This is a genomic window from Legionella quateirensis, assembly GCF_001467955.1.
Taxonomy (GTDB): Bacteria; Pseudomonadota; Gammaproteobacteria; order Legionellales; family Legionellaceae; genus Legionella; species Legionella quateirensis.
Genome location: NZ_LNYR01000049.1, coordinates 1 through 14,039, shown reverse-complemented (window position 1 = coordinate 14,039; position 14,039 = coordinate 1). Strand labels below are relative to the sequence as shown.

The window sequence follows — 14,039 nt, the reverse complement described above, 5'->3', positions numbered from 1 at the left end:
GAGCTATTAGACCAACCGATTGAAGGATTGTTAGAAGCAAAAATAGTGTCCTCCTTAGCTAGTTTCTATCCCCTTGCTACGTCATCCAGAGCGCGATTTTTGCGCGAAGGATCTCCCTGCAGTTGCACCGTCTCTACCATATCGATGGGCATAACTCATTGTTCCATAAACGTATTATTTAAATCCAATTTACCTTAAAACCTTTAACTTTGTTTCTATAAATCCATTTGACTTGAATAATTTGATTGTTTAATATGGCGACGGCTCGGAAATGCCTTATGGAAACTTTGGAGTTGTATCATGAAGAAACAAAATAAAATCCAACCAACACAATTAATGGAATACCTCGTTCCTTTTATTATCAGACATCAGGTTGTACTCATCGCTTTTCTTTTACTTTATTTAATTTGTTCTAATTTTGCTTTTTTGAGTTAATTAATTTTAATTTTTTATCTTGAGAGTTTTTAGTTAATTAGAATTATTTTATTCAGTTTGTAAAGGATTATGCTGTGAAAAATCTGTTGTTATTATTTTTAATTTTATATTGTTCCTCCTCGGTGTCTTTTGCTCAACCTCGAGTCAATATGATGTTTAGAGACAGACTTCCTTCGACTGTTTTTTACGGTGATACGGTACGCATTCCAGTGCAAATGGATGCAACAGTGCATTGGTGGGCAACACCTGGCTCTCCTCCTACTTGCCAGCAATGGGACTTACCGCCGGGTAGTAGTCTTGAATATACCTCGGGTGATTGCCGTCAGTTAACGGATGATGCAAATAATAAAAGCCCCCATCCGTTTACCTGTTATTTCAATATTGTTATTCCAGGAAACTCTTTTAAGACTGTAGCTGGGTCACTAAAATATAATACGTGCAGATTTCCACCTCATGTAGAACATTTATTTTTCTCCCCAACCTTTTCAGTCAGGGTGATTCCTCATGGCATATCGATGTCGACTATCCCAATTCAAGAAGCTACTGCAAATATCCCTTTTGTTTATAATCTTAAATCAGCAGTAAAATTTTATGACGAAAATGTAAAGGCAGGTTTTCCAGCGTATGGCATTGTTACCCCAGCAGAACGAGATGGATTACACTTTGATCAGGCTAAATTTTCTATTGTTGGAACGCCAACACGTACTGGAACGTATTTATTTACAGTCGGAGCTCAAAATACCTATGGCACAGCAGCTCCTGTCGAATTTAGAATACAGGTTCAGGTCAACGCAAAAGACAAGCCTGTTTTTAAACAGAACTATCCAATACCCGGTGCCTTACCCAAACAAAAATACAGTTTAAACCTCATGGAATTAATTGAACCGCAAGCGGGATTCATGCAGACCAATCAGATTTCATTTCGAATCGACCCCAATTCGAGCCATCCTGGCTGGTTAAAAATTTCAAGTGATGATCCGACTCATCTGAAAGGTAAAGTACCTCTCGATGCGGCAGGTAAGGAAGTAGAAGTTACTCTTATTGCTTCCTCAAATACGGGTGGTGATTGTTTAAAACCATTGACGTTAAAAATTCCTGTTGCTTGTGACCCAGCCCAAAAGCCAGTAATTAATTCATTTGAGCTGGAGAAATTGGCCGGATCTAATATTTATGAAGACTTGTCAGGCTACATTAGTGATCCTGCACATGATCCCAAGATTACATTAATTCTAGAGAAAGTAGAGCCTGCCGCATCCTGGCTTAGTATTTCTTCTTTTAATCGAATGGTATTGGAAGGCACTGTTCCTGATGAGGCTACAGGCCAAAAATATCTACTTACCATGCGGGCTAATACAACAATTGGTGGTAATTCTGAAGCTGTAACAGTTCCATTGCAAATCAGTATTGATAAAAATCTGGCGCCACGATTTAAATCATCAAAACCTTTGCTGCCTATAGTCTATCCTGGACAACCTTATACCTATGATTTTGTAGCAAATAATGACATCTATCCTGAATATCAAAATGCTCCATTTGAGATACATTTTGCTGACGACTTTATACCTCCTGACTGGTTGCGTTTGCAAGAAAATAAATTAATTTCTGACCTGGTACCTCCAGATGTTGTTAATGAGGATATAGACATAAAGATAGTGATAAAAAATATTCCAGGTGGTTTGTCAGAAGAATATTTATTAAGTTTAGCCATTATGAATTAGCTTAGCCCCGCTAAGAAAAATTAACCAAGCAACAGGACGTATTATGACACAAATATTCACCGGAGAAGGATTGGGTTTGCAAGGTTCCTCTTTAGGCCTGGGCAGTTATGGGCCAAAGGGCGTTGCAGCATTGGGGCAGAGCGGCGAGTCTGTGTACGTTAATGCGGCAAATGGAAACCTGGTCTTGCGCCAATCCGATGGCTTTTTAGCGGATATTGGTTTTGGCTTGGATTTATTTCAAACCTATAATTCCATGGGAGAGTCCGGATCCAATTGGCGCTTCAATATGCAATCTCGATTGGAGAGCACCGGTGAGCCCAATACTTCTGGCTCAACAGTAACTCGTATTGCTGAAGACGGCCACAGAAGCCGTTTTATTTTTGATGCTAACAAACAATCCTATGTGCCGGAAGAAGGTGGAACTGCACGTCTGACATACAGTCAAAATGGCTGGATGTATCGTGAGGGTGCCCAAAAGACAGCTTGTTATTACAGTCAGGATGGACAACTCAGAGAAATTCGAGATTTGGATGGTCATAGTGTTTCGTTTACCTACGATCAGGGGCAACTGATCAATATAACCGACAAGAGCGGCAAACAAACCATATGTTGGTCGTTTCAAAATGGTTTATTACGAGAAGTGAAAACAATCAGTGATGGGGTAACGGTGCATGATGTGCATTATGAATACGATGATCAGCAACGCTTACATAAAGTAAGTCGAGATTTAGGTCAGGGAAAAATCTTTTGGATTACCTACGACTATGCTGGCGATTCCAACAGAATCAGTGACATTAAGCAATCTGATGGAACAGCTTTGCATATCGAATACGATGCCCAGGGCCGAGTAAAAAAACTGGTTGATGGTGAGGGGCGTGTTACGCTGTATGATTATCAATCAGGAAAAACCACAGTAACCAATGGCTTGGGTGAGTCCTGGACGTATTATTATGATGAACACAACCGATTAACCGGTATTGATGGACCAGAGCAGTACCGTATTCGTTATTACTACGAAGGGGCTTTATTAAGCTCTATTGTTCAGGGTAATCAGGTTTGGAAGTTTCGTTATAATGACGAGGGCGATTGCATTTGGGCTGAAGAGCCATCAGGTCAGGTGACCCAACGTGTTTATGATTCAGCGCATCATGTAATTTCTGAAACGAAGTATCAACGTTTTGACGGTACTCATCACCCGACTAAACCACAAACGACCCGTTACATTTATGATGAACGAGGTCATTTACGTTTTACCATCTCAGCAGACGGTACGGTTACCGAACGACGTTATGATGAAGAGGGACAATTAGTCAGTACTCGCTGCTATTTACGTGGAGGCTATGATGTGGATTCCATGGGGCAGGATGAGCTTCTTGGCCTGAAGGAATTAGAGTCCTGGGTAGCCAGGCAAAATCCCCAGGACGTGAGTCTGATTGATTATCGCTACGATTGGCGTGGTCAACTCATAGAGGAATTGCATTATGCCCAGGTGGATTCACAAGGGCACGGAATATATTCTGGTGCACTCAGTGCTCGTTATCGTTATGATGCTGCAGGACGTCTGGTTGAAAAAAGTACTCCTATCAATGGAGAATGGTGCATTACCCAATATCTCTATGATGATTTAGGTCGTCTCATTCAAACCATTGATAATCAAAACCACAGTCAACGCTTTGAATACGATGATGCTCATCAAAGGGTGATTCAAACAGATGCCAATGGCTTACAAACCATTCGTCTTTACGACAGAAGTGGTTTATTGCTTTCCGTTATGCGCCTGGACAGTGGCCAGGCTTATGGCAGTACGACTTATAAATACGATGCAGCCGGTCGTTTGATAGCCGAAACAGGGGTAGATGGTTTGACTACCTATACCTTTTATGATCATCAAGGTCGGGTACAGTCTCAAGTTAGTTCCAGCGGTCAAGTTACAGAAACTCTATATAATGACGATGGTTTGATTTTAAAAACCCGTCAGTACGAACAGCGTGTTTCAACTTACGGCTGGTTAGAGCAGGTTCCAACTTTTGACTCGATAAAACCCAAAAGCAGTCCCAATGATCGCATCACTCAAATTGTATATAACAAGTACAATCAAATTGCTTATCGCATTGACTCTCAAGGTGCAGTGATTGGGTATGAATACAATGCACAAGGACAAGTAATTGCTACAACAGCTTATGCAAAAAGGCTCAGTCAATTTAATCCAGAACAACTGCTGACTTGGGACAGCATTCATTTAGTCTCGGATAGCTCAGATCGAAGAGTTTATTATTATTATGATGCTCTGGGGCAATTGGAAGCCAAGCTTGATGGTGAAGGGTATGCCACGGCATATCATTACGATCGCCTGGGGCATCTGATTGAAACCATCCGTTATACTAATCCCATTTCAAATCGATTGAGCGGGGACTGGTTACAGGATAAACCGACTAATTCAGTAAATGATATTCATACTTATAGCCTTTATGATGCTCGAGGCCTTAAAGTGGCCGATATTGATGGCGAAGGATATCTCACGGAATATCGCTATGACTCTGGCGGGTTATTAGTGGAGAAGTGTTCGTACGAGAAAATCATTGATCTCAGTATTCTTATCAATGAAACAACCACTTTGGATCAGCTCCGGCCGAAAGTTCAAAATAACGATCATCATACTACGTACCACTACAATGACTTGGGCTTATTAATTCAGGAAAAAAATTACGCTGGCTTAATAACCACTTATGCTTATGATGAAATGGGTCGATTAGTGGTAAAAACTTTAGCAGACGAGCAAACCCATTCGGCAAGACAACAACGCTATCGTTACGATGTTTTAGGGCGAGTCGTCCAAAGTCTTAATGAAGTTGGGTGTGCTTTATTGGAGAAAGGGTATCCTTCCCAAGAGCAAATCGAGTTGATTTGGCAAAAACACAGTATTTATTTTGAGTATGATAATTCCGGTTTATTGCTGAGTAAAACCAATGCATTGAATCAGACAACCCGTTATTTTTATGATGAAACTCGAGAATTGAAGTATACCGTGAACGCTGACGGAGCGGTGATTGAAACCGGATACAACTCTTTTGGCCAGGTAGCATTCACCAGATCCTATAGTGCCTATTTAAAAATCAATCCCAAGGGGTTAAGCACGGAAGAGTTGGATCATCAGGTGCAATTGCTGCAAGACGATCGTTATGATGAACTGACTCGATATGAATACAATACAATTGGCCAGGTTATCGCACAGTACAGCGGAAAACGAGGTCTTGTAACAACTCGATATAATGCCTTTGGTGAAATAGAGTTTAGTTCCCTGCGCATTGATGGCAACAGAACGACTGATACCGCATTTGAATACGATAAACGTGGTTTATTAACCCGGCGTATCGATGATGCTGGCGGATTATCAAGGAGAAGTGAGCTTCGTTATGATTCTTTTGGTTGGGTGAGTCGAAAAATTGATGGCAAACAGAATCAAATCAGTTTCGTTCTTAATAAACGTGGTGAGCAAGTAAAAATCTTTAATGCCAGCAATCAATTAAAAAAAATCAGTTATGATGCCTTTGGTCGAGTGCTAAAGGAAACAGATTATGATTCCTCAATTTATACAAAAATCTTCAGTTATGACGATAAGAACAAGAGTGTTACATTAACGAATCCTTTTGAGAGAATGCGTATTGTGACGCAGTTTAATTCCTTTGGTGATAAGGTTTCGATAACAGATGCAAACGGCTATACCACGGAGTTTCATTACGACGAACAAGGGCAACTCATGCGTGTGGATTCTCCTGAAGGGACTTTTAAAGAATATCGGTATGATGAAGCAGGGCATCTTATTTGGCAACATGATGCGGGTGGACAGATTATTGAGTATGGTTACGATGCGACAGGCCATCTCTTGTCTAAAACAATAGATCCGAATCATTTAAAAATAAAGACCCTGTATCAATACGATGCTCTGGGCAGGCAATTGCAAATCACAGATGCTAATGGATGCATAAAGCAATTTGTGTATGACGATCAAGGCAATTTAATACGAACCTGTGTTGATCCAGATGGTTTGAATTTAGTCACAGAGTTTACTTATGATGATCGAGGCTTGTTGCTTCGCCAAACGGAAATTAATGCTCATGGAGTGAATAAATGTACGGCTTATGAATGGGATAGTCTGGGTCGAAGGACGGCGACTATTAGTGATCCCGACGGCTTGAAACTGATCACGACCTATCAGTACGATGCCAATGACAATTTGGTATGTCAAACTGATGCCAACAACCACCGTACCCATTACATTTATGATGTATTGAATCGGTGCCAGTATCAAATCAATGCTCAAGGCGTAGTTACTGAACACCTTTATGATGCCAATGGTAATGAACTACAAACAGTGACTTATGCTCAAACAGTACCTCAATTGTTAGAGTATAATGAAGCCAGTTTAAAGGCTGTATTAAAAAAAGACGCACAGCACGATCACTATCAATTTCGTTTGTTTAACACCAACGGTAAGGTACTTGCGGCCTATGATGGCTTAGGCTATGTCACGACCTATGATTATGACGGTAATGGTAATCTTATCCACACTCGTCAGTATGCCAGCGCCGTTTCACTTGACGATCTAATAAAAGGGAGCAGAACTTTACCACCAAAAGATGGAGCACGAGATACGCATTACGTGTACGACGGATTAAACCAACTCCGTTTTACCTGCAGTAATGACGGATACGTTATGGAATCCCGTTATGATAAGAATGGGCAATTAATCAGTAACACCAAGTACTTTGAGCAATTGATTATGGGGGCTAATGGTAACTATACTTTAGATAATGTTATTCAAAAATTAAATCCCGATTCGCAACGAGATCAAACTACCCGTTATATTTATGATAACGCCGGGCGCCTTACTGCAGAGCTCAGCGCAGAAGGAATCGCTAAATCCTATCAATACGACAATCTGGGTCATGTTATCTCCAGTACCACTCATGCTACTCGAGCCGCGTTCTCCAACGGAGGGTTGAACTTAATTACCAGCACCAATGACCGAACCAATCATTTTGTTTATGATACGGCAGGCCGTGAAGTCTATCGGATCAGCAGTGAAGGCCGTGTGCTTGAACGTCGATACGATAGAGTTGGTAATGTGATTGCCGAATTAACTCATTCAATACCTGCTCATCTGGCCCAATATAATGAAGATGCTATTAAAAATGCAATGTCTCAGGATCAACGAGCCCGAATGACTGCATATGAATATGATGCTGTTGGAAGGCTTCTCTCTCAAGTCAATGCGGAACATGCAACAACGCGTTACACTTATGATGCCCAGGGTAATGTATTAAGTAAAACAGAAGCCAATCAGACCGTATGGACTTATCAGTATGATGAAGCCAATCAGCTCATAGAAACCCGATCGCCCAGCACCAAAGTAACCACGGCACGAGGTCAAGAATGGCGTTCCATAGTAACGCGCAACAGTTACGACAGCTTGGGTAATCTAATTGCAGTTATTCGAGATGCCGAAGGTCAAAAGCAGACAGTGCTTTATGAATATGACACTAACAATCATAAAATAAAAACGCTTTATCCAGACGTCAAAGTGAATTCTTCTACTGCTAAAGCATCTAACCAAAGACAGGAAATCACTCAGACTTTAGTTGAGGAAATCCAATACAATGCCTTTGGCGAGGTCATCGCAAGCAGTGATAAAGCAGGCAATTGGAAACACTATGCTTATGATAACCAGGGCAACTTGGTCTATAGTCTAGATACCCAGAGTGGCTTAACTTATTATCAGTATAACTCCTTAGGTCAAGTCATGAGTAAAACGCTTTATGCCAATCGACTGGAGGTAAGCAAAAACTTTGACTATACCATAGGTAACATCAGTAATGCGTTGAGCACAAGCCGTTACGACCGGCATGAATTCTACGTTTATAATCTGGATAATCAGGTCATCGAAGTCAGTCGAGATTCGGTTCTCATGTATAATCCCCAAACCGGTCATTATGATAAAACCATCAGTCCGGCTACAAAAACGCTTTACAATGCCTTTGGTGAGGTCATTAAATCTTCAGTACGAATCAATGAATCCGAATGGGCTGAGACCTACACTTATTATGATAAAGAAGGGCATCCAACGGCAGTAATTGATCCCGAAGGATATGTGACTACTTACCAATATACTGTGTTCGGTGACGTAGAAACCATGACTGAATATGCTTTGGCAGCGCGGGCTTGGGATACGGAACAGTTCACTCCGGGTCAAACCAGTTCCAAGGATAGGACGGTCACTTACACCTATGATGCTTTAGGACAATTAACTGCTAAAACCTTAAAACAAGTGCGTTATGAGCGCTTGAAATCAGGTACTAATTCCTACGAAACATTCACGGGCGATCTCACCACGACCTACAGTTACGATGCATTAGGTCACTTAACATCCACAACTGATGCAAAAGGCAATACAGCGTATTGCTATTATGATGAGTTAGGTCAGTTGATTGCCAAGGTAGCACCTATAACTCAGGAAGGTCGAGCAGCGACTACCTATTCTTATGATGCCTTGGGTCATTTGGTAGAAACACGACGATGGGCGCAAGGTGCTCTTGAAGCAGATGAGACCCACTTTTTATTAAAGGGTGCTTCGAGTCAGGATGTTGTAACAAGACAGGAATATGATAATCAAGGCCAACTTGTTGTACAGACGGATGGGATAAACCATCAGGTGAATTACAGCTATGATGCTAATGGCAACCTGGCACGCAGTTGGCAGACCTTAAAACAGGCCGATGGCAGCACGTTGATTCAAGATAAACGATACACCTATGACAGCGAAAAACATCTGTTGCAAACTGCAACCTTTAAAAATTCAGGAGCTCTACATACTGAAGACGTACAATACAACACCTTTGGTGACATGGTAGCCAAAGGCAATAATGGCCAATATCAGACTCATTACGATTATGACAGTCTGGGGCGAGTTTGGCGGTCAAACAGTCAGGGTTATTATCAGATTTTTGTTTATGACTTAACCGATAATGTCACTCAAGTGGTGACATCAAGCAATATTTTTAGTGCCGAGAAGAACCGACATGGATTGGATTTATCGGATGAATCTTTTGAACAAAAAGATCGTTTTGATCTGGGTCGTTTTGAATATGAATTACAAAGGCAGAGCAATATCTACGATAAGTCAGGTCGTTTGATAGGCCAAAGAAAGGAATATGGCGTTAATTCCTCCGTACAGGGCAAAGAAGTGTATTTACAAAATGCCAGCCAGTCGCAAACAGTCGATCGCTGGGGCAATATGCTGACCTACACCAATGCGTTGGGGCAGGTCACCCGTTATGAATACAATGCATTCAACCAAGTGATTCAGCAGGAGTTACCTGAGGTGCGAGTAGTTGATGAACATGGAGTAGGACGGCTCTTAAAGCCGGTGAATGTGTACGCTTATAATGAACTAGGCCAGGCAATAGCGATGATTGATGCGAATGGTCATGCGGTAAGCAAAGAATATGATGCCTTGGGACGAGTAATTTTAGAACGTGATGCCAAGGGAGCTACGCGTACCCGGCATTACAATTTATTGGAACAATTAACCAGCCTGACTAATGAACTTGGGGGAGTAACCAGTTACACCTACGACCAGGCCAATCGTTTGATTGCAGTGAACACCCCTAAAACGAATCAGCAGTATGAATATGATGAAGCGGGTGAATTGATTAAACAAATTAATGGTAAGAACGAGGCGAGTAGTTTTTGGTATGATACTTTAGGCAATCAAATCAAACGCCAAGATGCTCGTGGCCTGGAAACCAGCTATGACTATGATGATGCCGGCCATAAGACTAAAGAAACAGATGCAAATGGGCGCAGTCAAACATGGATTTATGACGAGCAGGGCAGGTTAAAGCAACACGTTGATTTAGGAGGGCATGCTACGTCTTATGACTACAATACGAATGGATTGTTGCTTGAAGAAACGTCCACCACAGGAAAACACATTAAATACCACTATCAAGGTGATGGGGCACTGTATCAATACGCGGATGAGGCGCTCAAAGAAAGAGTCACTTACACCTATGATGTTGAAGGTCAGATGACCAGTAAGGAGTCTGCTCGAGGTGATACTCTTGACGACGGCTGGATAAGGGAAACAGACCATTATCAATACGATGCATTAGGAAGACTGGTTCAGGTCAGACGCCGTCATCCTGAGGATACCGACAAGCGCTTTCCAGATAAAGACCATGCCTTATTGTCGATTGATTATGAATATGACGGGGTGGGGAATATCCGTCATACCCAGGTTCGTGCCAATTATACAGGGTATGATGCCGTGGAGAGTGATGATTATTACCTGTTTGATGAAAACAATCGCATGACGGTGAATAAAGGTCAATTAGTGAATGGCCAGATCATGATGACCAGCACTCAGGGGAGTACGTCAACCTATGATGCGGCGGGTAATATTCAGACTGCTTCGAAGTATGAGAATGGATCTGTTCAAAATTATCGTTACGTCTATAACAACGACAATCAATTAGAGCTGATTCAAAGGAATAATGTCAATCTTCAATCCCGATTTTATGATGAAGCAGGCCGGGTTGTTCAGGAGAACAGTTTTGATGCAAAGGGTAATTTATCACAACAAAACATCATGTCCTATGATAAGGGTTTATTAAAGGCGCAAAGTACGTTAAATGGCAGTCGCATTGAAGTATCAAAAACGACGTTTGAGCACGATAATGTGGGTAATTTGACTGAATTAAAGACACGGACGCACGGTCAGGGTTCCACTTTAGGCTTTACGGTGACCCATGAATATAAATATGAATTTTGGGATAACTACCAACAAAGTCTGGATAAAGTAACTCAAGCTGTTGACCAGGGTGGATTGACCACAGGAAAGAGCACAAAAGCCTATGATATAAACGGTCAATTAAAAGAATCAATAGACGAGCAAAGCAGTACTAACAACACCTATTATCTGAACAGTGGTGTTGAGGGGATTAAGGGACGAAAAGACAAAGAAGGTCAAACCAGCTATTTGACTGTTGCTGGAAAAACTATCGGTGATTTACGTTTGGATAATTCAGGCAAACAGCATCTCACGGTCTATGGGGGATTTACCCCATCGGGAAGTCAGCAGAAAGCAGCAGAGGAGACTACCACTAAATATACATGGCAACGTGGAGCCGGCATGCGCACCACCAGCAACTTTTTAGACAGAACACCGGGAGAACATGCGGATGGTGCTTTGCCGGAAGCACCGCAAGACAATTTAGGCGCATACACCGTACAAACAGGAGATACTTTGGAACGTATCGCCATGCAAGTATATGGAGACAGCAGCTTATGGTATGTCCTGGCTGACGCCAACGGCATTACGGATAAAAATGCCCTGGCAGGAAGCAGCAGCCAGCTTCATGTCGGCCAACGTCTGAACATTCCCCCTGTTGCTACTGGCCAGCAGCACACGAATGGCACGCACAAGGTGCTGAATGCCTATGACGTTCTTGGAAACACCAGTGCCACAACCCAAAGCCCAATGATCAGGTCAGCTCCATCGCCATTACCGAAAAGACACAATGGACTCTTTTCGAAAATCGTAGTGGGCATTATAGCTGTAGTAGCCACGGTGATGACGGCAGGGATTGTAGGGGCATTAGCTGGTGCAAGCATCACAGGAGCTGGTGGTTTATTTGCACTAGGATCGGCTGTATTGGCAGGTACTGCTACGACCACCGCTGGAATCACCCTTGCAGCGGGCTTCGCAGCAGGATTTGTGGGCAGTATCGCGAGTCAAGGTGCTGCCAAGGCATTGGGAATGCAAGAAGGGATGAATTTCAAAGGCGCATTAATCTCAGGCCTTGCCACAGCAGCAACGGGAGGATTTTTACGAGGAATAAACAACAGCACGTCTTATAGCAATTTTGTAGACAAGTTGGATAATTTATCGGTTTCCAAACAATTCAGTATCTCAAGCGCCGCGCAACTGATGGAACAAAACACCATAAGCCAGGGCATCAACCTCACCTTACAAAAACACCAACATTTCGACTGGGAACAGCTAGGAGCAGCAGCGATTACCGGAGGAATGATGGGCAGCACCGCAGGGAAAAATTTAACCAACAAATTAAACAAACTAGATAAGGGCACCGGAATCCTCTCTTCAGAAGTCAAATCAGTAGCTCATTCAGGAGTCGAAGCCACAGCGAAAGGCGAACACTTTAATGCGGCAGATGTTGCAGTCGATAATTTAGGTAGTGCTATAGGTGACTCACTGGTAGGTTTGGCCGGAGCACGTGAATTACCTGAACCCAAGAAGAAAGACTTACTGGATGAGCTGTACTTAACAGACAATGTTCTTGATATGATTCATCCTGAGAGAACGGAGGAAGCAATTTTTAATGACTATTTGGCAAAACAATCGAAGGAAGGAAGAGGATTAAAAGAGTTTAAGGCTGATGTTTCAATAGCCAGTGAAGGCTATTATTACATCCAATACCCAGGTTTTGTAGGTGATTCCATCAGTAACCAATGGGCATCCAGCTTAAAACAAGGAGATGGGGCACTGATTCGTGATGAAATAAATGTTCCTTTGAGAGACTCTAAGGTTGAAAATAATTTTGATTTAACAGATGTTGTAAATTCTATGCTGGGGCGTCTTTCAATGAAAGAAGAAACTGGATTCGAAGTAGAAAAATATCTAAATGCTTCTGCTAGAGTTTCTGATGGAAAAAATGATAAAGGTGGGATTTCATATGGCGCATATCAGTTATCATCGGAGGCAAATATTGTTCAAGATTTTTTGCGCAAGGAGGGTTCTCCATGGAAAAAGGAATTCAAGGGATTGAATCCTGGGAAATCTGGTGCATTTGGGGCAAAGTGGAGAGAGATAGCTGCATCATATGGTCATGATTTTTTTATGGCACAGCATGCATATATAGAACGTACTCATTATACGAAAGTTAAAAATTACCTCATGGAGAACACCGGATTAGATATTGATACCCAGCCAAAGGCCGTGCGGGAGTCTATATGGTCAGCATCTGTTCAGCATGGAAACGCAAAATATTTTTTAGCTGAAGCGATAAAATCTTTAAATGGAGAGGATACTTCAACGAAGAAATATGCTTACAAATTAATAAATACAATTTATGATAAAAGAATAGGCTATGTGTCTGGTTTAAGCATTCCAAGCAAAAATAGTTTAATATCGGGGCGGTATCCACGAGAACGCCTTCGTGCATTAGAAATGCTTGAGGAATTTTAAATATATTTAATTTAATAAAGGAATAAATTGTGCGCGCAAATTTTTTAACCCTCAAAAAATGGACATTATTATCTTTATTTGTCTTTTCATGGGCCTTATCGGTAAATTCAGTGGCAGTTGGGCTACAGGATACAAGACCAGCCGAACTGGATTATGCTAATACAAAATTAAATTCCATATACCAAAAAATTATTGGGGTATTGAATGATAAAGAGCGTTTAAAATTAAGAAATGCACAGAGAAGTTGGCTTGCTTTTAGAGATCAGGATTGTGCTTGGTGGGTATGGGCTGAACCTTTGGAGTGTTTAATTGATAGAACAGAAAATCGTACAAAAGAGCTCACTGAGACCTTTTTATATGAAATGGGTCAAGCTAATAAGGGTAAATTTAAATAGTTTTAAAAAAGCTGAATACCTTGCTTGATTATATTCAAGGGATTGTAAAATTTTGAGAGCGCTATTTCTAAGTTTTTTAGCGAGTAGGTTAGGTTATATTGACTCAAAGCCGGCAGGCTAAATTTTTTAAACGCTCATCTCAGCCGGCGTAGATACTGTCTTTAAATGCAAGATAAATTTTCATTAAAAGGCAGTTTACTTTTTAGAACTCCAAAGATGATATGA

4 protein-coding genes are annotated in these 14,039 nt (G+C 41.6%); all 4 read left to right on the top strand.

Going from position 1 to position 14,039, the window contains the following annotated elements:
- Nucleotides 1–300 precede the first annotated feature (300 nt).
- A complete protein-coding gene (locus Lqua_RS18915) occupies nucleotides 301–435 on the top strand; it encodes a hypothetical protein (protein WP_274519366.1) in 135 nt (44 codons plus the stop codon).
- 74 nt (nucleotides 436–509) lie between these two features.
- Nucleotides 510–2,153: an Ig domain-containing protein gene (locus Lqua_RS16800; protein ID WP_058475446.1), complete on the top strand. Its 1,644-nt coding sequence runs from the start codon at nucleotides 510–512 to the stop codon at nucleotides 2,151–2,153.
- Nucleotides 2,154–2,196: 43 nt separating this feature from the next.
- Nucleotides 2,197–13,419 (top strand): VgrG-related protein, encoded by an 11,223-nt coding sequence (locus Lqua_RS16795; protein WP_058475445.1) that lies wholly within the window; start codon nucleotides 2,197–2,199, stop codon nucleotides 13,417–13,419.
- Between the two features lie 29 nt (nucleotides 13,420–13,448).
- Nucleotides 13,449–13,814: a lysozyme inhibitor LprI family protein gene (locus Lqua_RS16790; RefSeq protein ID WP_058475444.1), complete on the top strand. Its 366-nt coding sequence runs from the start codon at nucleotides 13,449–13,451 to the stop codon at nucleotides 13,812–13,814.
- Nucleotides 13,815–14,039 lie beyond the last annotated feature (225 nt).

Coding starts and splice junctions, on each gene's coding strand:
- Lqua_RS16795 (WP_058475445.1), top strand. CDS start 2,197: ATGACACAAATATTCACCGGAGAAGGATTGGGTTTGCAAGGTTCCTCT.
- Lqua_RS18915 (WP_274519366.1), top strand. CDS start 301: ATGAAGAAACAAAATAAAATCCAACCAACACAATTAATGGAATACCTC.